This is a genomic window from Saccharopolyspora aridisoli (assembly GCF_004348445.1).
GTDB lineage: Bacteria > Actinomycetota > Actinomycetes > Mycobacteriales > Pseudonocardiaceae > Saccharopolyspora > Saccharopolyspora aridisoli.
In genome coordinates this window covers 42,139-63,874 of record NZ_SMKV01000012.1, presented here as the reverse complement: position 1 = coordinate 63,874, position 21,736 = coordinate 42,139, and the positions used below count along the sequence as shown (strand labels likewise).

Genomic DNA, 21,736 nt, shown 5'->3' with positions numbered 1-21,736 from the left:
GGTAGCCGAAAGTGAGGGACTGCGCACGCAGATGACGGCTGGGCAACAACATCGAGCCGACTTAGAGTCGTCAGGTGTCGGTTGCAGATTTGAACATCACCCCGCCGGAACGGACCCCGAGCTCATCGGCGATGCGACGTGCCCTGCGCCGCGCCACCGACGGCGTCTCGCTCGACGCCACCGAAGCCGCGGTCCTGCTGCACGCGCGCGGCGATGACCTGGACGAACTCCTGACGGCGGCAGGTAAGGCGCGCGACGCGCACCTGGTCGCCGAGGGGCACCCGGGCGTCGTCACCTACAGCCGCAACGTGTTCATCCCGCTGACCAGGCTGTGCCGGGACCGTTGCCACTACTGCACTTTCGCCACCGTCCCGCACAAGGTGGAATCGGCGTTCCTGGAACGCGACGAGGTCCTGGAGATCGCCCGCCAGGGCGCCGCCGCGGGCTGCAAGGAAGCCCTGTTCACCTTGGGGGACCGCCCGGAGGAGCGCTGGCCGGCCGCCCGCGAGTGGCTGGAAGCGCGGGGCTACTCCTCCACGGTGGACTACGTCCGCTCCTGCGCGATCGCGGTCCTGGAGGAGACCGGTCTGCTGCCGCACCTGAACCCGGGAGTGCTGTCCTGGTCGGAGCTGACCAGGCTCAAGCCGGTCGCGGCCAGCATGGGAATGATGCTGGAGACGACCTCGGAGCGGCTCTGGAACGAGAGGGGCGGCCCGCACTTCGGCAGCCCGGACAAGGAACCGGCCGTCCGCAAGCGGGTGCTCACCGATGCCGGACGCGTCGCGGTTCCCTTCACCAGCGGCATCCTGATCGGCATCGGCGAAACCCGCACCGAGCGGGCCGAATCGCTGCTGGAGCTGCGGCAGAGCGCCCGCCAGTACGGCCACATCCAGGAAATCATCGTGCAGAACTTCCGGGCCAAGCCGGACACCGCGATGCGCGGCATGCCGGACGCCGACCTGGAGGAACTGGCCGCCACCATCGCCGTCGCCCGGCTGCTGCTGCCCTCGGGTGTGAGCGTGCAGGCGCCGCCGAACCTGGTGGGCGAGGAGCACCTGCTGATGCTGCGCGCCGGTATCGACGACTGGGGCGGCGTGTCGCCGGTGACCCCGGACCACGTCAACCCGGAACGCCCGTGGCCGCAGATCGACGAGCTCACCGGGCTCACCGGGCGGGCCGGTTTCCAGCTGCGCGAGCGGCTCACCGCCTACCCGCGCTACGTGCGCAAGGGCCTGGCCGGGGACTCGACGCAGTGGCTGGACCTGCGGGTCGCCTCGCACGTCGACGCGCTGTCTGACCCCGAGGGCTTCGCCGATCCGGGTGCCGAGATCTCCGGCCGCGAGTGGCAGGAGCCGGATGGCGGTTTCGAGTCGATCGGCCGCACCGACCTGCACCGCAGCATCGACACCGACGGCCGCACGGAGGACCGGCGCACCGACTTCGACACCGTCTACGGCGACTGGGACGAACTGCGCGGCCAGGTCCCGACGGCGGCGGCCCCGGAACGACTGGACGCCGACGTCAAGGAGGGGCTGCGACGTGCCGAATCGGACCCGGCGTCACTGCTGGAGCAGCAGCACCACGAATCCGCGATGGCGTTGATGACCTGCGAGGGGCCGGCGATGGACGAGCTCGCCGGCATCGCCGACCGGTTGCGGCGCGAGGTCGTCGGAGACGACATCACCTACGTGGTCAACCGCAACATCAACTTTTCGAACATCTGCTACGTCGGCTGCCGGTTCTGCGCCTTCGCCCAGCGCGAGCGGGACGCCGACGCCTACCGGCTCTCGCCGGAGGAAGTCGCCGACCGCGCCGACGAGGCGTGGCGCGCCGGGGCCACCGAGGTCTGCGTGCAGGGCGGCATCGACCCGAGGCTGCCGGTGTCGGGCTACGCCGACCTGGTGCGGGCGGTGCGGAAGCGGGTGCCCGAGATGCACGTGCACGCGTTCAGCCCGATGGAGATCGTCAGCGCTTCGGCGAAGGCGGGCGCTTCGGTGCAGGACTGGTTGGCCGAGCTCAAGGAGGCCGGTCTGGGCAGCATCCCGGGCACGGCGGCCGAGATCCTCGACGACGAGGTCCGCTGGGTGCTGACCAAGGGCAAGCTGCCCGCGGCGGAGTGGGTCGAGGTGGTCAGCACGGCGCACCGGCTGGGCATCCCGTCCTCGTCGACGATGATGTACGGCCACGTCGACCACCCCGAGCACTGGCTGGGGCACTTCCGCACGCTGGCCGGGGTTCAGGACCGGGCCCGCGAGCACGGTCAGGCCGGGTTCACCGAGTTCGTGCCGCTGCCGTTCGTGCACCGCAACGCCCCGATCTACCTGGCGGGTCTGGCGCGGCCTGGGCCGACGCGGCGGGACAACCGGGCGGTGCACGCGATGGCCCGGGTCCTGCTGCACGGGCGGATCGACAACGTGCAGACCTCGTGGGTCAAGCTCGGTGACGCCGGGACGACCGAGGTCCTCAACGGTGGCGCCAACGACGTCGGCGGCACGCTGATGGAGGAGACGATCAGCCGGATGGCCGGATCGGAGCACGGTTCGGAGCGCAGCGTGGAGGAACTGCACGAGCTGGCCGCCCGCGCGGGACGCTCCGCGCGGCAACGCACTACGACATACGGGCGAGTGGGTCAGGTGCAGCTCGGCGTCACCGCTGTTTGACGGCCTGACTGCGCCATTTGAGTGTTATCCAGGTCACCATGTGACGCTAGGTGGGGTCGTCAAGGGGTCGGCCCCACCCCTCACCTGCGGTGTTTTTGATCAACGCCCGGCGAGAACTGCTCAGGTCCGGAAAATATGATCACCCTGTCGTGGTTGGTTTTCACGCAAGGCAACCGCGATCGCAACGGGCGGTCGGTACTGTCCGCCACCGGACCACACGAGTAGAGGGCCCTCCACAAGGGTCAACTTCCGCAGGGAGGCACGCTCTTGCGTAGCCGAGTATCTCGCGTGATCAGGCGAGTGTCCGCGCCTGGCGCCGTGGTGGCAACGCTGATGCCGGTCACCACGGGCTTCGCCGAAGCCCAGTCCGAGGTCGCCGTGATGGCGGCCCCGTCGATGGACTCGCTCGGACCGGTCGGCCTGAGCGCCGTCGTGCTCGGCGTCGCGGGCATGGTCGTCGGGGTCTTCCGCAAGAAGAAGATCCAGCCGGAGAACCAGCGCAAGGGGTGAGCCCGGTCCCGCGCGCGAGGCGGCGCTTGCGAGAATCGGCTGCGTGAGCAGCGACAGCCCCGCAACCCAGACCAGCGAACAGTCCGCGGGCCGGCCCCGCGTCCTCTCCGGCATCCAGCCGACCGCCGACTCCTTCCACCTCGGCAACTACCTCGGCGCCCTGCGGGAATGGGTCACCATGCAGGAGACCTACGAGTGCTTCTACAGCGTCGTCGACCTGCACGCGATCACCGTCGAGCAGGACCCGGAGCTGCTCCGGCAGCGCACCCGGGTCTCCGCGGCGCAGCTGCTCGCCCTCGGCATCGACCCCGACCGCTCCGCGCTGTTCGTGCAGAGCCACGTCCCCGAGCACGCGCAGCTGTCCTGGGTCCTGGAGTGCATGGCCGGTTTCGGCGAGGCCGGCCGGATGACCCAGTTCAAGGACAAGTCCGCCCGCCAGGAGGCCGACCACGTCAGCGTCGGCCTGTTCACCTACCCGGTCCTGCAGGCCGCGGACATCCTCGTCTACCAGGCCGACGCCGTTCCGGTCGGCGAGGACCAGCGCCAGCACCTGGAGCTCACCCGCAACCTCGCGCAGCGCTTCAACTCCCGCTTCGGCAAGACCTTCACCGTCCCGGCGGCCCACATCCCGAAGGACACCGCCAAGATCTACGACCTGCAGGACCCGACCTCCAAGATGAGCAAGTCGGTCCCCAGCGGCGTGATCGAGCTGATGGAGGACCCGAAGCGCTCGGCGAAGAAGATCCGCTCCGCGGTCACCGACACCGGTCGCGAGATCCGGTACGACGTGGACAACAAGCCCGGCGTCTCCAACCTGCTGGTGATCTACTCGGCGCTGACCGGTCAGGGCATCGCCGAGCTCGAAACCTCCTACGAAGGACGCGGGTACGGCGACCTGAAGAAGGAGCTCGGCGAGGTCGTGGTCGAGTTCGTGACGCCGCTGCAGGAGAAGGTCAACGCCTACCTCGACGACCCGGCCGAGCTGGACAAGGTCCTGCACCGGGGAGCGGAGAAGGCCCGCGAGGTCTCCTCGCAGACGCTGCGGACCGTGTTCGAACGAGTGGGATTCCTTCCTCCGCTGCGCTGATGTGATCAACTGCGGGTAGCCTGCCACCGTTCGGCGGGTAGCCGTTCGGTGGGAGGCGCACCATGGCGGGGCAGCAGGAGCAACCGGGCCGCCTGGCCCGGTTGCGACAGCGGCACGGATGGCTCGACCGGCTGGTCCGGGCCTTCGGCCGGTACCAGCAGCAGTACGGCGACTACTACGCCGCCGCGATCACCTACTTCAGCGTGCTGGCGCTGGTGCCGCTGCTGATGATCGCGTTCGCGGTGGCCGGTTTCTTGCTGAGCGGGAACCCCGAGCTGCTGGCGAACCTGAGGAACTCGATCACCACGACGGTCCCGAGCCCGGCGATGAGCGACATGCTCAACCGGGTGGTCGACCAGGCCATCGAGCAGGCCGGAGCGGTCGGGATCATCGGTCTTCTCACCGCCCTGTACTCGGGGCTGGGCTGGATGACGAACCTGCGCGAGGCGCTGACCGCGCAGTGGACGCAGATCCCGACACCGCAGCCGATGCTCAAGAGGATGGCCGCGGACCTGGTCTCTCTGCTGGGCCTCGGCCTGGCGATGGCGCTGTCGTTCGGCATCAGCGCGTTGGGCGGCGGTGTCGGACGGCTGCTGCTGGAAGCCGCCGGGTTCGAGCGCAGCGTCATCGCGGGAGTCGTGCTGCGGGTGCTGTCGATCCTGCTGTCGCTGCTGGCCGGGTGGCTCGTGTTCGTGTGGGTGCTCGCGCGGCTGCCGCGCAGCCCGGTGTCCCTGCGCAGCGCCGTCTGGGGCGCGTTGTTCGGCGCTCTGGGCTTCGAGGTCCTCAAGCAGGTCGGCGTGATCTACCTGAACACCGTCACGAACTCGCCGGCCGGTGCCGCGTTCGGCCCGATCCTGGGCCTGCTGGTGTTCGCGAACCTGCTGTCGCGCTTCATCCTCTTCGCCACCGCGTGGACCGCCACGGCTTCGGAGAACTCGAAGCCGGATCCGGTCGAAGCCCCGGGTCCGGCGGTCATCCGCCCCGCCGTGCGGGTCCGCAGGGGCGCCGGCGCCCGCACAGCAGCGGGCATGATCGGCGCCGGAGCCGTGGCCGGCTGGCTGCTCCGCAAGCCGACCAGGTCCCGACGCAACTCCTGACCGGCCTCATGGGCCTGCGAGGCCGGCATCTGCTCTCAGGGGTGTTCTGCGCTTTCCGCCGAGGCCTGGCGGCGGGCTTGGGCGAGCTGGGCCCTGCGCCTGCGGAGGAGCACCGCGACGGCGACCGCGACGAGGGCGACCGCGAGCAGGAACAGCAGTCCGGTGACGCTGCCGAAGGACGACGACTGGCTGACACCGACCGAGGCGGGTGGTGGCACGTCGGCCCGCGCGGCCGGGGCCGCCTCTGGGGCGCGCGGTGAGGTCGTCACGAGCTCGCCGACCGAGGTCCCCCTGGGCAACGAGAAGCCGTAGTCGAGCATCGCCATCGTCTGGTGCGACAGCCGCACCGGTTGGTTCTCGCCGCGCACCATCACCGCCACCAGGCGGCGCCCGTCGCGCTGCGCGGAGCCGATGAAGGTGTGCCGCGCGTCGTCGGTGAACCCGGTCTTGCCGCCCAGACCACCGGGGTACTTGCGCAGCACCTGGTTGTCGCTCCACAGCTCGAACGGCGGCTGTCCGGGAGCTCCTGGCAGGAACATCATCGGGGTGGCGATGGCGTTGGCGAAGGCGGGTTCGCGCATCGCGACACGGAAGATCGTGGCCAGGTCGTAGGCGGAGGTGCTCATGCCGGGACCGTCCAGGCCGGACGGGGTCGCCGCGCGGGTGTCCAGGGCGCCGATCTCGGCGGCCAGGGCGTTCATCTTCTCCAGGGTCGCCGGTACGCCGCCCATCTTCATCGCCAGCGCGTGCGCGGCGTCGTTGCCGGAGCCCATCAGCATCGCTTGGAAGACCTGCCCGACGCTGTAGGTCATCCCGGGCAGCAGGCCGATGCGGGTGCCCTCCTGGTTGGCGTCCTCCTGGGTGGCGACCAGGGTGTCGTCGAGCCGGAGCTCGCGGAGCGCGGTCAGCGCGGTGAGCACCTTGATGGTGGAGGCTGGGCGTTGCCGGGCGTGCGCGTCCTTGGCCGCGAGGATCTCGCCGGAGTCGAGGTCTGCCAGCACCCAGCCGGCGGCGGAGGCAGCGACCTCCGGCGGCGGGCCGGGCTGGTTCGGCGCGCTCAGCAGCACGCAGTCGGCCAGCCGGTCACCACCCACCGGGGTCTCCGGCACCGGGACCGGGGTCGGTGCGGGCTGTCCGGGCGCGGGGACCTCGGAGGTGTCGACGGCGGGTGGTGGTGCTTCGGCGTTGGGGCAGGCGGGCGCCTGCGCTGCGGCGGGCGCGGTGGTCAGCAGCGGGATGGCGACGAGCAGCGCAGCGGAAACCGACCAAAACGGCTGTTTCGCACGGGATTTCGTCGAACGATGAGGACGCGGAAGCACACGTGAGAGGTTAACGGGTCACGTCCATGAACGTTGCCGGAGTAGCCGGACCGGGCCATCGGGTGAGCCCGGTAACAGCGGATACTCGACCTCGTGACGATTTCTCGCCGAGTTGCGCTCTTCCTGCTGGCATTCGGGGTCTGGTCCTACCTGCTGTGGCCCACGTTCATGCGCAACATCTGGAACAGCGACCGCTCCTGGGCGCAGGGCAGCCCCACGGCCTACCTGCTCGTCCACCTGGTCATCGCCGTGGTCTCCCTCGTCCTGGGAACCACCATCGGAGTCCTCGGCTGGAAGGCCTACCGAGCCACGCGATCTTGAACAGCGCGAACGCGGTCCCCCGAACGTGAGCGACGGCACCCACCCCGCGAGGTGGGCGCCGTCGTCACGATCGAAGAGCGGCTCAGCGGCGCCGGAACATCAGCGCGCGCTTGACCTCCTGGATCGCCTTCGTGACCTGGATGCCACGCGGGCAGGCGTCCGTGCAGTTGAAGGTCGTGCGGCAGCGCCACACGCCGTCGACGTCGTTGAGGATGTCCAGGCGCTCCTCAGCGGCCTCGTCACGGCTGTCGAAGATGAACCGGTGCGCGTTGACGATCGCGGCCGGGCCGAAGTAGTTGCCGTCCGACCAGTACACCGGGCACGACGTGGTGCACGCCGCGCACAGGATGCACTTGGTGGTGTCGTCGAAGCGCTCGCGCTCGGCGACCGACTGGATCCGCTCGCGGGTCGGCTCGTTGCCGGTGGTCTTCAGGTACGGCTGGACCGCCCGGTAGGCCTCGAAGAACGGGTCCATGTCGACGACCAGGTCCTTCTCCAGCGGAAGGCCCTTGATCGGCTCGATGGTCAGCGTGGTCTCGCCGTCCTTGGTGAGCATGTCCTTCATCAGGACCTTGCAGGCGAGCCGGTTGACGCCGTTGATCCGCATCGCGTCCGAGCCGCACACGCCGTGCGCGCACGACCGGCGGAACGTGAGCGTTCCGTCGACGTACCACTTGATGTAGTGCAGCAGGTTGAGCACGCGGTCCGACGGCAGCGTCGGGATCCGGTAGGACTCCCAGTGCGGTTCGTCGTCCTGCTCCGGGTTGTAGCGGAGCAGCTTCACGGTGACCATCACCGCGTCGTCCGGGATCGGCGGGGCGTCTGCCGGGAGATCAGACGCAGGGAGCTGGTCCTCGTTGTTGTGCGTGGTGGCGGCAGTCATCAGTACTTACGCTCCATCGGCTGGTACCGGGTGACGGTGACCGGCTTGTAGTCCAGGCGGATGTCGGCCTGGAACCCGGTCAACCCGAGCGGCGCGTTCGGATCTTCGGACTCGGGCAGCACCTTGTACTGCATGCTGTGCCGCATGAAGTTGGTGTCGTCCCGGGAGGTGTAGTCCTCGCGGGCGTGGCCGCCGCGGGACTCCTTGCGGGCCAGCGCCGCGTTGACCAGGGCCTCGGCCAGGTCGAGCAGGAAGCCCAGCTCGATGGCCTCCAGCAGGTCGGAGTTGTACCGCTTGCCCTTGTCGTGGACAGCGATCCGGCCGTAGCGCTCCTTGAGCGCCTGCACGTCCGACAGCGCCGTCTTCAGCGTCTCCTCGGTGCGGTACACCGACGCGTTGGCGTCCATCGTCTGCTGCAGTTCGGTGCGGATGGTGGCGACCCGTTCGCCGCCGCTGGCGGTGCGCAGGTGGTCGACCATGCCCTCGACCAGCTTGGCCGGGTCGTCCGGGATCTCCACGAACTCGTGGCCGTGGGCGTACTCGGCGGCGGCGATGCCGGAGCGGCGGCCGAACACGTTGATGTCCAGCAGCGAGTTGGTGCCCAGGCGGTTGGAGCCGTGCACCGACACGCAGGCGCACTCACCGGCTGCGTAGAGGCCGGGGACCACGGTCTCGTTGTCGCGCAGCACCTCGCCCTGCACGTTCGTGGGGATGCCGCCCATGGCGTAGTGGGCGGTCGGGTAGACCGGCACCGGCTCTTCGGTCGGCTCCACGCCCAGGTAGGTGCGGGAGAACTCCATGATGTCCGGGAGCTTGGACATCAGCAGGTCTTCACCGAGGTGGGTGACGTCGAGGAGCACGTAGTCCTTGTTCGGACCCGCACCGCGACCTTCCAGCACCTCCAGGGCCATCGACCGGGCGACGATGTCGCGAGGGGCGAGGTCCTTGATCGTCGGCGCGTAGCGCTCCATGAAGCGCTCGCCGTCGACGTTGCGGAGGATGCCGCCCTCACCGCGCACGCCCTCGGTGATGAGGATGCCCAGGCCGGCCAGGCCGGTCGGGTGGAACTGGTAGAACTCCATGTCCTCCAGCGGCAGGCCCTTGCGGTAGACGATGCCCATGCCGTCACCGGTGAGGGTGTGGGCGTTGGAGGTCGTCTTGAAGACCTTGCCGAACCCGCCGGTGGCGAACACGACGGCCTTGGCCTGGAAGACGTGGATCTCGCCGGTGGCCAGCTCGTAGGCGATGGCGCCGGTGCAGACCTGCTCGCCGTCCGCGCCCTCGCTCATCATCACGTCGAGGACGTAGAACTCGTTGTAGAACTCCACGCCGTGCTTGACGCAGTTCTGGTACAGCGTCTGCAGGATCATGTGACCGGTGCGGTCCGCGGCGTAGCAGGCCCGGCGGACCGGGGCCTTGCCGTGGTCGCGGGTGTGGCCGCCGAAGCGGCGCTGGTCGATCTTGCCCTCGGGGGTCCGGTTGAACGGCAGACCCATCTTCTCGAGGTCCAGGACCGCGTCGATGGCCTCCTTCGCCATGATCTCGGCGGCGTCCTGGTCGACCAGGTAGTCACCACCCTTGATCGTGTCGAAGGTGTGCCACTCCCAGTTGTCCTCTTCGACGTTGGCCAACGCCGCGCACATCCCGCCCTGCGCCGCACCGGTGTGCGAGCGGGTGGGGTAGAGCTTGGTCAGCACGGCGGTCCGGGCGCGCTGGCCGGACTCGATCGCCGCGCGCATCCCGGCGCCACCGGCGCCGACGATGACCACGTCGTACTTGTGGAATTGCATGGTCGCCTCCTCGGGCTGTGGCGTGACCCGCGATCGGCCTCGGCCTCGCCACGCTGTGGTCTCTGCGGCGCTAGCCGATGTTCGGGTCGAAGGTGAAGATCACGAAGCTGCCCAGACCCACGGTCAGCAGGACGGAGACGTACAGCAGCATCTTCAGCCAGAAGCGTGTGCCGTCTTTGCGGGAGTAGTCGTTGATGACGGTACGAAGGCCGTTGCCGCCGTGCAGACCGGCCAGCCACAGCATCGTCAGGTCCCAGAACTGCCAGAACGGGGAGGCCCAGCGACCCGCCACGAAGGCGAAGTTGATCTTGTGGACGCCGCCGTCCAGGAACAGCATGATCAGCAGGTGGCCCAGCACGAGGAACAGCAGGACCACGCCGGACAGGCGCATGAACAACCAGGCGTAGAGCTCGAAGTTGTTGCGGCGCGCTGCGGGCCGGCTCGGGGTGCGCGGCTTCTCCACGGCGAGAGGTGCGTCGGTGGCGGACATTCGCTTAACCCCCGAAGATTTCCGTGACGGCGCGGGTGAGCATGCTGATCGCGGCCGGAACCATCAGGACCAGCCAGAGCGCGAGCACGGTCCAGAGCATGGGCTTCTGGTACTTCGTGCCCTGGGACCAGAAGTCGACCAGCATGACTCGGATGCCGTTGAACGCGTGGAAGAGCACCGCGGCCAGCAACCCGAGTTCGAAGAGGATCATCACTGGGTGCTTGTAGGTCTCGATGACCGTGTCGTACGCGTTCGGCGACACCCGGACGAGCGCGGTGTCCAGGACGTGCACGAACAAGAAGAAGAAGGTGAGTACGCCCGTGATCCGGTGGGCGACCCACGACCACATGCCCAGATCGCCGCGGTAGAGGCGCCCCTTGGCGCGCACGGTTTTGGCGTGCGCCGGTGCGTCGGCCGCGGAGGCGGTGGTGCTGGCCATGGTGGAAGGCCTCCAACCTCGCTGGTGGACTGGCGGCCCCGCGTCCGGGAACAGGGGCGGCCGGCCCCGAGTTGCAGTTGGTCCCAAACGATGTTGGGTGCACGCCCGTCACCGGCCACGAACTGGGGCCTTGACGAAATCGATGCTAGACCCGACTAATTGCCCCGGCCTACTCGCCCGAGCCGTCTGTGATCGACCAGACAAGCCGCAAGCGCCGGTTAATCGAGCAAGAAATCATTTCGTGACGCGTGAGCAACGCACGAGCGGCAGCGTCAAGCCTTAATTTCGAGAGTCACGTCACCGGCTGACGTGCACCGCGCACGGAGCGCGCTGATGCACGGGAGTGGTTCTTCGCTCGGCGCCGCGAGCCCCGTTGATCCGGGGGCGCGGCCGGGAGCGCGGTGGCCTCGAACGAAAGGGGAACGGCATGCGGCGAACGCCGACTTCAGGACGGCGCTCGGGTGCCGGAAAACGGCCCAGGAGCGTTGCTGCGGTCGCGCTGCTGCTCACGGGCGCCATGGCGCTGGCGGGCTGCGCGAAGGACACCGGTGGTGGTGGGAGCAACGCCGGTGGCGCGAACGGGCCGTGCCGGCTGAGCGCGCCGCCCGCTGGAGCCCCCGCGGCGCCGACGAGCGCGACGGCGACCGAGCAGGTGCCGCCGCCGGACGCGAGTGCGATGCGGGTCGGGGTGGCTTTCGACATCGGCGGGCGCGGGGACGCCTCGTTCAACGACGCCTCGGTCGCGGGGCTGGACCGGGCCAAGGCAAACATGGGCCTGGGCGGGTCCAAGGAGCTCGACGCGGGAGCGGGTGAGCCCGAGGACGCCAAGCAGACCCGGCTGCGCCAGCTCGCGCGCGAGGGCTTCAACCCGGTCATCGCGGTCGGCTACGCCTACGCCGACGCGCTCAAGCTCGTCGCGCCGGAGTTCCCCGGCACCGAGTTCGCCATCATCGACGAGCAGATCGACGGTGTGCCGAACGTCACCTCGCTGGTCTTCGCCGAGGAGCAGGGCTCCTTCCTGGCGGGCGTGGTGGCCGCGCACAAGTCGAAGAACTGCCACATCGGGTTCGTCGGTGGCGTGCAGACGCCGCTGATCCAGAAGTTCGAGGCCGGTTTCGAGGCGGGCGCGAAGGCGGCCGCCCCGGACATCAAGATCGAGGCGGAGTACTTGACCCCGGCCGGTGACTTCAGCGGCTTCCAGGACCCGAACAAGGGCTCCGAGGTCGCCACCGGTCAGCTGGAAGCGGGCGCCGACGTGATCTACCACGCGGCGGGTGCCTCCGGTAAGGGCGTGTTCGGCGCGGTCGAGGGCGCGGGCGCGCAGGCCATCGGGGTCGACTCCGACCAGTACAACCAGCCCACCGTGGCCGAGTACAAGGACGTCATCATCAGCTCGATGCTCAAGCGCATCGACCTGGCGGTCCACGACTACATCGCCGCCGTCGCCCGCAACGACCTGAGCACGGTGCCGAAGAAGTTCGACGTCGCCATCGACGGGGTCACCTACTCCACCTCGGGCGGCAAGATCGATGACCTCAAGACCACTCTGGATGCCTACAGGACCGCGATCGCGAGTGGCCAGATCCAGGTCCCGGACAAGCCCTGATCGCGGCAGGCCTCCGGACTGAGAAGTGATGGAGGAAGGGCACCTCGCCCTCACCGCTGGGGAGGTGCCCTCCCTCGTTTCGCCCGCGAGGTGTGGCGGTTTCGCGCCAAGATGGCCGGTCGTGGACCGGAACCGTCCATCGTTGAGCGCCCACCTCGTTCGCTGCCGGTGGGGACGATCCCTGGAGCACCATGAACACCTCTGCCGATCCGGTGTCCGACGGCCCACCGGCCGTTGAGCTGACCGGCATCACCAAGACATTTCCCGGCGTCGTGGCCAACTCCGACGTCAACCTCACCGTCCGCGCGGGCGAGGTGCACGCGCTGTGCGGTGAGAACGGTGCGGGCAAGTCCACCCTGATGAAGATCCTCTACGGGATGCAGGCGCCGGACTCGGGAACCATCCGGTTGCGGGGCGAGGAGATCGCCTTCCGCACCCCGGCCGACGCCATCAAGTCGGGGATCGGCATGGTCCACCAGCACTTCATGCTGGCCGACAACCTGACCGTCCTGGAGAACATCGTGCTCGGCGCCGAGGGCGCCCACGGCATCGGCGGCTGGGCGCGCCGCCGGGTGCTGGAGCTGGCCGAGCAGGCTGGTTTCGAGCTGCGGCTGGACGTGCTGGTCGAACGCCTCGGCGTCGCCGACCGGCAGCGCGTGGAGATCCTCAAGGTCCTCTACCGCGGCGCGCGGATCATCGTCCTCGACGAGCCCACGGCGGTGCTGGTGCCGCAGGAGGTCGTCGAGCTGTTCACGACCCTGCGCACCATGCGGGAGCAGGGCTTCACGTTCCTGTTCATCTCGCACAAGCTCGACGAGGTGCGCAGCATCGCCGACACCGTCACGGTGCTGCGGCGCGGCACCACGGTCGGCACGGTCGCAGCGTCCGAGGTGACCACCCGCGAGCTGGCCGAGATGATGGTCGGCAGCGAACTCCCCGTTCCCAGGCACGGACCGTCCACAGTGACCGATCGCCGAGTGCTGACGGTGTCGGGGCTTTCGGCCGCGGAGGCGGACCGACCGGTGCTCGACGGCATCGACCTGGTGGTGCGCGCGGGCGAGATCGTGGGCATCGCCGGGGTCGAGGGCAACGGCCAGACCGAGCTCGTCGAGGCCATCATGGGCATGCGCCTGGTCACCTCCGGCCAGGTCAAGCTGGGCGACCAGGACATGACCGCGCTGGGCACCCTCGCCCGCCGCGAGGCCGGCATCGGTTACGTGCCCGAGGACCGGCACCGGCAGGGCTTGCTGCTGGACGAATCGCTCTGGCAGAACCGCGTCCTCGGCCACCAGACGCGACGCCCGGTCGCCCGGGGCCGGTGGCTGGACCGGCGTGGCGCGAAGGACGACACCCGTCGCATCGTCGAGCAGTTCGACGTGCGCACCCCCGGCATCGACGTCGACGCCGCCGCGCTCTCCGGGGGCAACCAGCAGAAGCTCATCATCGGTCGGGAGCTCTCCGGCGACCCGAAGCTGCTCATCGCCGCGCACCCCACGCGGGGCGTGGACGTCGGCGCGCAGGCGGGCATCTGGGAGCACCTGCGCAACGCTCGGGCCGAAGGGCTCGCGGTGCTGCTGATCTCGGCCGACCTGGACGAACTCATCGGACTGTCCGACACCATCCGGGTCATGTTCCGCGGCGGCCTCGTCGCCACCGCGGACCCGCGCTCGGTGACCCCGGAGCAACTGGGGGCGGCCATGACGGGGACGCAGGAGGCGGTTTGAACACCTGGCGGGCCCGGTTGCTACCGCCGGCCTTGGCGATCGTCTTCTCCGCGGTGCTGTGCAGTGCGGTGCTGCTGATCTCCGGGGCCGATCCGATCGCGACGTTGCTGGAGATGGTCGCCCAGGTCGGTCGTGGCACGACCGCCGTGGACATCATCAACACCGCGGGCGCGTACTACCTGGTCGCGATCGCCGCTGCGATCGGGTTCCAGATGAACCTGCTCAACATCGGCATCGAGGGCCAGTGCCGGCTCGCCGCGTGCGTCGCCGCGATCGTGGCCGGCGCGGTGAGCCTGCCGTTCGGTCTGCACGCCGCGCTGGTCGTGGTGGTCGGTGCGGTCACCGGTGCCGCGTGGTGCGGGATCGCCGCGCTGCTCAAGGTCTACCGCGGGGTGTCCGAGGTGATCTCCACGATCATGCTCAACACCCTGTCCATCGGGCTGATCGCCTTCCTGGTGCGGGTCTTCGGCGAGATGCGCGGCAACAGCCAGGGCACCGCGATCATCGCGGACAGCGGCCTGGTGCCCGGCATCCGACTGGGCGGTGCGGGCACGGTTTTCGGCCTGGTGCTGCTGGCGGTGCTGGTCGGCATCGGGTACGCGCTGCTCATCGACCGCACGCGCTACGGCTTCGAGCTGCGCGCTTCGGGGCTGTCACCGACGGCGGCCCGCGCGGGCGGGGTGAACCCCAAGCGCATGATCCTGACCGCGATGCTCATCTCCGGAGCCATCGCGGGCCTGGCCGGGCTGCCGGAGATCCTCGGTCGCGACCACACCTTCACCGTCAACTTCCCGACCGGCTACGGCTTCGCCGGCCTGGCCATCGCGCTGCTGGGCCGCAACCACCCGCTCGGCGTCGCGTTCGGCGCGCTGCTGTGGTCCTTCCTGGACAAGAGCTCGCTGACGCTGGACAACATCGGCGTTCCGAAGGAGATCGTGACCATCCTGCAGGCAACGATCGTGCTGGCGGTGGTGGTCGCCTACGAGCTGGTGCGCCGCCGCGAACTGGCCGCTGAGCAGCGGCGGGTTGGCAAGGCCATGGACACCGCCGAACCGGCGGTCGAGGCGAGCGGAGGTGAGCGGGCATGACCGCCGTGGTGGCGGGGAGGACCCCTTCCGCGCGTCGCGCCGGGAGGAACATGCCCGGCTGGGCGCGGGTGCTGCTGTGGGTCGGGGTCGGGGTCGGGTTCGTGGCGCTGGCGATCACCTCCTACCAGACCGGAGTGCCGCAGCTGACCGGTTCGGGCACCGTGCAGGCCGCTGTGCGCCTGGGCATCCCGATCCTGCTGGCCGCGCTCGGCGGCCTGTGGGCGGAACGAGCAGGCGTGATCAACATCGGTCTCGAAGGCATGATGATCATGGGCACCTGGGGCGGTGCTTGGGCCGGGTACCAGTGGGGCCCGCTGGCGGGTCTGGTCGCGGCGGCCGTGTTCGGCGGGTTCGGCGGATTGCTGCACGCGATCGCCACGGTGTCCTTCGGCGTGAACCACATCGTCTCCGGTGTGGCGATCAACCTGCTCGGAGCCGGTGCGGCGAAGTACCTGTCCACGCTGATCTTCGAACCGATCTCGCAGAACCCGAGGCAGTCGCCGCCGGTGCCGAAGTTCGACACCTACTCGATGCAGCCCCTCGCCGGCTGGCTCCAGCAGTTGGAAGACCTGCAGCGGGCCGGGATCTCCGACGTCGCGGGCATCCTCGGTGGTCTCGTCTCGGGCGTCTCGCCGCTGACGATGCTGGCCTACCTGCTGGTCCCCGCGAGCTACCTGGTCCTGTGGTGCTCGCCGTTCGGGCTCCGGCTGCGGTCTTGCGGTGAGAACCCCGTGGCCGCCGAATCCCTGGGCGTGAACGTCTACCGGTACAAGTACATCGCGGTGATCATCTCCGGTTCGCTCGCGGGGATCGGTGGCGCGGCCCTGATCCTCAACCCGGGCCAGGCCGGTTACCTCGAAGGGCAGACCAACAACCGCGGCTACATCGGCCTCGCCGCCATGATCTTCGGCAACTGGCGTCCGGGCGGCCTGCTCGGCGGTGCCGGGCTGTTCGGCTACTCCGACGGCCTCCAGCTGCGCAGCGGCGAGACCAGCGTGCACGCCCTGTTCTACGGGGCCGCGCTGCTGCTCGTGGTGGTCGCGGCCCTGCAGACCTGGCGGCGCAACGGGTTCGCCGCAGGGCTCTCGCTGGTGGCGGCCGCGGTGATGTACTCGGTCTACTGGTTCACCGACGAGCTGCCCGAGGAGCTCACCGCCTACACCCCGCACCTGGTCACGCTGGTCGTGCTGGGCGTGACCGCGCAGCAGCTGCGACCACCCGCGGCGAACGGGCTGCAATACCGGAGGGGTGCCGGCCAGTGATGGACGTTGACTGGGAGTTCCTGCGCGCCAAGGCCGTCGAGGCCGCCGCGCTGGCCTACTGCCCGTACTCCGGGCTGCAGGTCGGTGCGGCGGCGCTCTGCGACGACGGACGCGTGGTGACCGGCTGCAACGTCGAGAACGGCTCCTACGGCGTGACGTTGTGCGCCGAGTGCACGATGGCCGGCCAGCTGCACTTGACCGGCGGCGGCCGGTTCGTCGCCGTCGCCTGCCGCAGCGGCACCGGGGACCTGCTCATGCCCTGCGGCCGCTGCCGCCAGGTCCTGCAGGAGATCGGCGGCTCCGACTGCCTGGTCGACACCCCGCGCGGCGTCCTGCCGATGAGCGAGGTCCTCCCTGACGCGTTCGAACTGTGACCCCCGCAGCCGCTCCTCGGCCCGCGAACCGCCCCTGCGCGGGGGTGAAGACCGCTGAGGTGCATTCGGCCGGGAGTCGACCTCCTGGGGTCGGGGACGCGCCTCTGCATCGGGCAGGGTGGACCAGCAGCAGGAGGTGTGGAGGTGGCGTCGTGTTCTCCGCGGTTGACGTGATCCGGGCGAAGCGAGATGGGTTGCGGCTCAGCGATGAGCAGATCGACTGGGTCGTCGCCGCCTACACCAGAGGTGACGTCGCCGACGAGCAGATGTCCGCTCTGGCGATGGCGGTGCTGTTGCGGGGCATGACCCCGGAGGAGGTCTCGAGGTGGACCGCGGCGATGGTCGCCTCCGGCGAGACGCTCGCGCTCGGCGACGTGCGCAGGCCGACCGTGGACAAGCACTCGACCGGCGGTGTCGGGGACAAGATCACGTTGCCGCTGGCACCGCTGGTGGCGGCCTGCGGAGCGGCGGTTCCGCAGCTGTCCGGGCGAGGGCTGGGGCACACCGGCGGCACGTTGGACAAGATGGAGTCCATACCCGGCTGGCGGTCGACCCTGTCGGCGCAGGAGATCCGCGATCAGCTGGACGCGGTCGGTGCGGTGATCTGCGCGGCGACCGAGGGCCTGGCCCCGGCCGACCGCAAGCTCTACGCGCTGCGCGATGTCACCGGAACCGTCGAATCGATCCCGCTCATCGCGAGCTCGATCATGAGCAAGAAGATCGCCGAAGGCGTCCAGTCGCTGGTGCTCGACGTCAAGTGCGGTTCCGGCGCCTTCATGGAGGACCTGGACCGGGCCCGCGAACTCGCCGATGCGCTGGTGAGCATCGGAACCGCCAACGGCTTGCGCACCAGCGCGCTGATCACCGACATGTCGGTGCCGCTGGGGCGCGCGGTCGGCAACGCCCTGGAGGTCGCCGAGAGCGTTGAGGTGCTGCGCGGTGGCGGGCCACCGGACGTGGTGGAGCTGGTCGTCGAGCTGTCCCGCGAGATGCTCCACCACGCGGGGGTGTCCGATGTGGACCCGGCTGAAGCGCTGGCCGACGGCCGCGCCCACGACGCGTGGTGCCGGATGGTCTCGGCGCAGGGCGGCGATCCGGAAGCCGAACTGCCCCGAGCCGAGCACGTCACGACCATCACCGCATCGGACTCCGGCACGCTGACCAGGCTCGACGCCTACGAGGTCGGCATCGCCGCCTGGCGGCTCGGTGCCGGCCGAGCTCGCAAGGAGGACGCCGTCGACCACGCCGCGGGCGTGGTCTGCCTGGCCAAACCCGGCGAGCAGGTCACCGCGGGACAACCGCTGCTGGAACTGCACACCGATCGCCCGCACACCCTCGCCCAGGTCGAGGAAGCGCTCGCGGGCGCATGCGAAATCAGCGGTGCCGACGTCGTGTCGACACCGCTGATCCTCGACAAGGTCACCGCGGACCGGTCATCCCGCTGAGCTCTCGTTCCGCTACCCGGCCCGCCGACCAGGACGAGCCTGGAAGACGGTCCGGGGCGGGTCAGGCGCTCTCGGCGGTGAAGTCGTCGTCGCCGCTCTCCAACGCCTTGTTCTCGCCGTTGTCGCGCTTGGCGCTCTTCGAGCGTCCGCGGCGCTGTTGACGGGGCAGCGTCGTGGGCGGCGGCGGGCTCGACTGGGCGTTGCCGCCGAGGATGAGCTCGGCGAAGGTGGCCATGGCCTCGTCCAGCTGACCGGCGTGCCGCTGCTCGCTCTCCTCGTTGGCCTCGCGCACCAGGGTGTTGAGCTTGTCGGCGTCGGGACGCTGGGACAACGTGCCGGACAGCTGCGAGAGGTTCTGCGACAGCGTGCCGCCCAGCTCGCCCAGACCGGTCTTGACGCCTTCTTCGACGTTGTCCAGCCGGGTGCTGACGCCCTGCTCGACGGTGTCGATGCGGGTGTTGACGTTGTCCTCGACCTGGGTGAGGCGGCCGGAGACCTGGTCCAGCCGGTCGGTCAGCGCTTCCAGGCGCTGCGCCAGGTCGTTGAGCTTGTCGGTCGGGTCCACGGCCGGGCGCTCGGCGAGGTGGTCCAGCTTGGAGTCCAGCTGGTCGCGGGAACCGGAAACGGCCTCCGCCAACTCCTTCTGCGAAGCGGCGAGCTCCTTCTGGGCCTCGCTGAGGCCCTTCTGGGTCGTGCCCGCGGAGTCGGTGACCGCGCGCTGCAGGGCCTCGCGGGTCCCGTCCAGGTGCTCGTGCACGCCCTCGTCGATCTCGGCGAACCGGCCGCGCAGGCTGGTTTCCAGCGAGTCGATGCGGTCGCGCACCGGGTCGTTGACCGACGCCGGGAGGGCTTCGAGGCGGCTGTCCTGCTTGTCCAGGTGCGAGCCGAGCTCGTCCATGCGCTTGTGGATGTGGCCGAGCTTGTCCTCCAGGCCGTCCATGCGGCCGGAGACGCCGTCCATCCGCCCCGCGACGCCGTCCAGGCGGCCGTCGAGCTGGGCGAAGGGCTTGGCGAGCTTGTCCACAATGGTCTCGACGGCGCCCTTGAGGTCCAGCAGCGCACCGTCGTGCGCCTCCAGCTTCGCCAGCGTCTCGTCGAGCCGCTCGGCGAGCACGCTGACCTCGGTGCGGTCGGGAAGCTCGGACAGGCGCTTGCGCACCGAGCCCAGGGACTCGAGCGGGGAGAGCCGGGCGTGGATTTCGTCGAGTGCGTCGAAAATTTGCTGCTGTTCGCTTTCGCGGATCTCAGCCGCACGCGTGAGCATGTTGCGCATGCGGTCGAACGACATGTTCTCGGTCACGGCTAGGGGCGTCCTTCGTCGAGGGGGGTGAGGACTTGAGAAGCCTAGCCACTGCATTCTCGCGCTCATAGCCGCCCCCCGTTACATTCCGCGACATTCATCCGCCAATTGGGGCCGATCAGCCCTCGGTGCATGGGCTGTTCGCATCAACCATCCAGAACTGATTGCTCTGAGAAAGTCATCTGCCGCCATCTGGGTGAGTTTTTTCGCAGGCGCCGTTCGGCCAATCGGCTGTGAACCCCGAATGGTCCAGGGGTGGATGCCTGCTGAACAGTGCTGAAGTCGTGGGGTGATCAATACGTGTCGCTGTGTGAGTTGCCGTACCAGGCGGGTAACGTAGTCGCATGTCGACACCGGTGAACCTGGAAAACATCCGGCAGGCGCCGAAGGTTCTGCTGCACGATCACCTCGACGGCGGGCTGCGTCCGCAGACCGTCCTCGATCTCGCCCACGAAGGCGGGTATCCCGGGCTGCCCCACCACAACGCCGATGACCTCGCGCGTTGGTTCGTGACGGCCGCGGACTCGGGCTCGCTGGAGCGCTACCTGGAGACCTTCGCGCACACCGTGGGTGTGATGCAGACCAGTGACGCTCTGTTCCGGGTCGCGGCCGAGGCGGCCGAGGACCTGGCTGACGACGGCGTGGTCTACGCGGAGGTCCGCTACGCGCCCGAGCTGTTCCAGGAGCGAGGCCTGACCCTGGACGAGATCGTGCAAGCGGTGCAGGACGGTTTCCGCGAGGGAGAGCGCCGCGCGGAGGCCGCTGGGAAACGAATCCGGATCGGCACGCTGCTGTGCGCGATGCGGCAGAACGCGCGATCCACCGAGATCGCCAATCTCGCCATCCGGTACCGGGACGCGCAGGTGGTCGGCTTCGACATCGCCGGCCCGGAGGCGGGATTCCCGCCCACCCGCAACCTCGACGCCTTCGAATACCTGCGGCAGCAGAACGCGCACTTCACGATTCACGCAGGTGAGGCCTTCGGATTGCCTTCCATTTGGGAAGCGATCCAGCACTGCGGCGCAGAACGGCTCGGGCACGGGGTGCGGATCGTCGACGACATCAAGGTCGACGACGACGGCACGGTGCACCTCGGCCGACTCGCCTCCTACGTGCGGGACCGCCGAATTCCGCTGGAGATGTGCCCCTCGTCGAACTTGCAGACCGGCGCGGTGACCTCGCTCGCCGATCACCCGATCGGCCTGCTGGCCCGGTTGCGCTTCCGCGTCACGGTCAACACCGACAACCGGTTGATGAGCCACTGCTCGATGTCCAGCGAGTTCACCGCGCTGCACGAGACGTTCGGCTACGGCTGGGAGGAGTTCCAGTGGTTCACGGTGAACGCGATGAAGTCGTCGTTCCTCGGGTTCGACGAACGGCTGGCGATCATCAACGAGCAGATCAAGCCCGGGTACGCGGACATGTTGTCCTGACCGGGACATCGCGATGGCGCTAGGCTGCAACAGTTCCCGGCGGCGCACCGTCGTGCCGCTGGAGATGCCCAGCACAGGTCCGAGTCGCTGCACTGTCCTGGAGGCACAGGTGAGAGGGGCCAGCGAACCCACGTTGATCGCGTCGGTCCAGCGCGCGCTCCGGCTGCTGGAAGTCGTCGGCGAGCACCCCGGTGGGATCACGGCGAAGTGCCTGGCCCGCGACACCGGACTGGCGCTCTCGACGACCTACCACCTGCTGCGGACCCTCGTCCACGAGGGCTACTTGGTCAAGCTCGACGACGGCGCGTACATCGTCGGCGAGCAGGTGACCGGCCTGCACGACTCCGCGCAGGCGCAGCAGCTGCGCGCCAAGGTTCGCGGCGTGATGGTCGAGATCCGCGAGGCCCTCAACGCGGCGATCTACCTGGCCCGCTACCAGGACGGCGAGGTCCAGGTCGACGAGATCGTGGACAGCCCGCGCACGCCCAGGGTGGACGCGTGGGTGGACTTCCGGCACGCGGCGCACGCCACCGCCCTCGGCAAGTGCCTGCTCGCCGGGCTCAGCAAGGACGAACGCGCCGATCACTTCCGCCGGCACCCACCGGAGGACCTCACCCCGCGCACCGTCACCGGTGTGCGCGAGCTGGTGGAGCGCCCGTCATCGGAGCTGGTCGCCGACACCGAGGAGTACTCGTTGGGCACGGCCTGCTTGGCGGCTCGCGTCCAGTGCGCGGCATCGCCGGTGACGCTCGCGATCTCGTTCCCGGCCCACAAGCTCGCCACCACCGGCGACTACGTGCGTCCGCTGAGCGCTGCGGCCGACGAGATCGCCCGAGCTCTCGCGCTGGCAGGCGATCGGGTCTGCTGGAACTGACCACCCCGTGATCACCATCTGAAAATCGGCGCCT

Annotated in this window: 19 protein-coding genes; 13 read left to right on the top strand and 6 right to left on the bottom strand. The window is 69.3% G+C overall.

Going from position 1 to position 21,736, the window contains the following annotated elements; translation table 11 throughout:
- Window positions 1-74: 74 nt before the first annotated feature.
- The 4 genes from E1161_RS12035 to yhjD all read left to right on the top strand — a co-directional run bounded on the left by E1161_RS12035 (window position 75) and on the right by yhjD (window position 5,354).
- Window positions 75-2,660, top strand: a complete 2,586-nt coding sequence (locus tag E1161_RS12035) for a bifunctional FO biosynthesis protein CofGH (protein ID WP_132622682.1) — start codon at window positions 75-77, stop codon at window positions 2,658-2,660.
- 318 nt (window positions 2,661-2,978) lie between these two features.
- Window positions 2,979-3,170 carry a hypothetical protein gene (locus E1161_RS12030; protein WP_235874964.1) on the top strand — a complete coding sequence of 64 codons (192 nt, stop codon included), beginning with the start codon at window positions 2,979-2,981 and terminating at the stop codon, window positions 3,168-3,170.
- Window positions 3,171-3,213: 43 nt separating this feature from the next.
- On the top strand, window positions 3,214-4,257 hold the full coding sequence (trpS, locus tag E1161_RS12025; protein WP_132622678.1) for a tryptophan--tRNA ligase: 1,044 nt from the start codon (window positions 3,214-3,216) through the stop codon (window positions 4,255-4,257).
- Between the two features lie 62 nt (window positions 4,258-4,319).
- A complete protein-coding gene (gene yhjD, locus E1161_RS12020) occupies window positions 4,320-5,354 on the top strand; it encodes an inner membrane protein YhjD (RefSeq protein ID WP_132622676.1) in 1,035 nt (344 codons plus the stop codon).
- Between the two features lie 35 nt (window positions 5,355-5,389).
- Here the strand turns inward: yhjD and E1161_RS12015 are convergent, their stop codons facing one another.
- Entirely contained in the window at window positions 5,390-6,673 is a 1,284-nt protein-coding gene (locus E1161_RS12015; RefSeq protein ID WP_207920198.1) for a D-alanyl-D-alanine carboxypeptidase family protein, read from the bottom strand.
- A gap of 93 nt (window positions 6,674-6,766) precedes the next feature.
- Here E1161_RS12015 and E1161_RS12010 point away from each other — a divergent pair, with 93 nt between their 5' ends.
- Entirely contained in the window at window positions 6,767-6,994 is a 228-nt protein-coding gene (locus E1161_RS12010; RefSeq protein WP_132622674.1) for an SCO4848 family membrane protein, read from the top strand.
- Window positions 6,995-7,076: 82 nt separating this feature from the next.
- Here E1161_RS12010 and E1161_RS12005 read toward each other — a convergent pair whose 3' ends face one another.
- The 4 genes from E1161_RS12005 to sdhC form a co-directional block, all read right to left on the bottom strand.
- Window positions 7,077-7,877, bottom strand: a complete 801-nt coding sequence (locus E1161_RS12005; protein WP_132622672.1) for a succinate dehydrogenase iron-sulfur subunit — start codon at window positions 7,875-7,877, stop codon at window positions 7,077-7,079.
- Entirely contained in the window at window positions 7,877-9,667 is a 1,791-nt protein-coding gene (gene sdhA, locus E1161_RS12000) for a succinate dehydrogenase flavoprotein subunit (RefSeq protein WP_132622670.1), read from the bottom strand. Before sdhA ends, E1161_RS12005 begins: the two co-directional genes overlap by 1 nt.
- A gap of 70 nt (window positions 9,668-9,737) precedes the next feature.
- On the bottom strand, window positions 9,738-10,157 hold the full coding sequence (locus tag E1161_RS11995) for a succinate dehydrogenase hydrophobic membrane anchor subunit (RefSeq protein WP_132622668.1): 420 nt from the start codon (window positions 10,155-10,157) through the stop codon (window positions 9,738-9,740).
- 4 nt (window positions 10,158-10,161) lie between these two features.
- Window positions 10,162-10,596, bottom strand: coding sequence for a succinate dehydrogenase, cytochrome b556 subunit (gene sdhC / locus E1161_RS11990; RefSeq protein ID WP_132622666.1), 435 nt, complete (start codon window positions 10,594-10,596; stop codon window positions 10,162-10,164).
- Window positions 10,597-11,023: 427 nt separating this feature from the next.
- On the opposite strand from sdhC, the gene E1161_RS11985 reads away from it, so the two are divergent.
- From E1161_RS11985 to E1161_RS11960, 6 genes are all read left to right on the top strand, one after another.
- On the top strand, window positions 11,024-12,202 hold the full coding sequence (locus E1161_RS11985) for a BMP family lipoprotein (RefSeq protein ID WP_165939761.1): 1,179 nt from the start codon (window positions 11,024-11,026) through the stop codon (window positions 12,200-12,202).
- A gap of 191 nt (window positions 12,203-12,393) precedes the next feature.
- Window positions 12,394-13,926, top strand: coding sequence for an ABC transporter ATP-binding protein (locus E1161_RS11980; protein WP_132622664.1), 1,533 nt, complete (start codon window positions 12,394-12,396; stop codon window positions 13,924-13,926).
- Window positions 13,923-15,014 carry an ABC transporter permease gene (locus E1161_RS11975; RefSeq protein ID WP_132622662.1) on the top strand — a complete coding sequence of 364 codons (1,092 nt, stop codon included), beginning with the start codon at window positions 13,923-13,925 and terminating at the stop codon, window positions 15,012-15,014. The genes E1161_RS11980 and E1161_RS11975 overlap by 4 nt, the downstream gene beginning before the upstream one ends.
- Entirely contained in the window at window positions 15,011-16,276 is a 1,266-nt protein-coding gene (locus E1161_RS11970; RefSeq protein WP_132622660.1) for an ABC transporter permease, read from the top strand. The genes E1161_RS11975 and E1161_RS11970 overlap by 4 nt, the downstream gene beginning before the upstream one ends.
- Window positions 16,276-16,650 (top strand): cytidine deaminase, encoded by a 375-nt coding sequence (locus E1161_RS11965; RefSeq protein ID WP_207920197.1) that lies wholly within the window; start codon window positions 16,276-16,278, stop codon window positions 16,648-16,650. Before E1161_RS11970 ends, E1161_RS11965 begins: the two co-directional genes overlap by 1 nt.
- A 152-nt stretch (window positions 16,651-16,802) precedes the next feature.
- Window positions 16,803-18,095, top strand: coding sequence for a thymidine phosphorylase (locus E1161_RS11960; RefSeq protein WP_132622656.1), 1,293 nt, complete (start codon window positions 16,803-16,805; stop codon window positions 18,093-18,095).
- A gap of 61 nt (window positions 18,096-18,156) precedes the next feature.
- On the opposite strand, the gene E1161_RS11955 is transcribed toward E1161_RS11960, so the two are convergent.
- Complete coding sequence (locus tag E1161_RS11955) at window positions 18,157-19,395, bottom strand: hypothetical protein (RefSeq protein ID WP_132622654.1); 1,239 nt, start codon at window positions 19,393-19,395, stop codon at window positions 18,157-18,159.
- A 344-nt stretch (window positions 19,396-19,739) separates the two neighbouring features.
- Between E1161_RS11955 and E1161_RS11950 the strand changes: the two genes are divergently transcribed.
- Complete coding sequence (locus tag E1161_RS11950) at window positions 19,740-20,828, top strand: adenosine deaminase (protein WP_132622652.1); 1,089 nt, start codon at window positions 19,740-19,742, stop codon at window positions 20,826-20,828.
- 109 nt (window positions 20,829-20,937) lie between these two features.
- On the top strand, window positions 20,938-21,702 hold the full coding sequence (locus E1161_RS11945) for an IclR family transcriptional regulator (RefSeq protein WP_235874963.1): 765 nt from the start codon (window positions 20,938-20,940) through the stop codon (window positions 21,700-21,702).
- The last annotated feature ends 34 nt before the right edge of the window (window positions 21,703-21,736 follow it).

Excerpts from the sequence above, each read along its gene's own strand:
- E1161_RS11980 (WP_132622664.1), top strand. The coding sequence starts at position 12,394 with ATGAACACCTCTGCCGATCCGGTGTCCGACGGCCCACCGGCCGTTGAG.
- E1161_RS12005 (WP_132622672.1), bottom strand. The coding sequence starts at position 7,877 with ATGACTGCCGCCACCACGCACAACAACGAGGACCAGCTCCCTGCGTCT.
- E1161_RS11950 (WP_132622652.1), top strand. The coding sequence starts at position 19,740 with ATGTCGACACCGGTGAACCTGGAAAACATCCGGCAGGCGCCGAAGGTT.
- sdhC (WP_132622666.1), bottom strand. The coding sequence starts at position 10,596 with ATGGCCAGCACCACCGCCTCCGCGGCCGACGCACCGGCGCACGCCAAA.
- E1161_RS11970 (WP_132622660.1), top strand. The coding sequence starts at position 15,011 with ATGACCGCCGTGGTGGCGGGGAGGACCCCTTCCGCGCGTCGCGCCGGG.
- E1161_RS11985 (WP_165939761.1), top strand. The coding sequence starts at position 11,024 with ATGCGGCGAACGCCGACTTCAGGACGGCGCTCGGGTGCCGGAAAACGG.
- sdhA (WP_132622670.1), bottom strand. The coding sequence starts at position 9,667 with ATGCAATTCCACAAGTACGACGTGGTCATCGTCGGCGCCGGTGGCGCC.
- E1161_RS11965 (WP_207920197.1), top strand. The coding sequence starts at position 16,276 with ATGGACGTTGACTGGGAGTTCCTGCGCGCCAAGGCCGTCGAGGCCGCC.
- E1161_RS11995 (WP_132622668.1), bottom strand. The coding sequence starts at position 10,157 with ATGTCCGCCACCGACGCACCTCTCGCCGTGGAGAAGCCGCGCACCCCG.
- yhjD (WP_132622676.1), top strand. The coding sequence starts at position 4,320 with ATGGCGGGGCAGCAGGAGCAACCGGGCCGCCTGGCCCGGTTGCGACAG.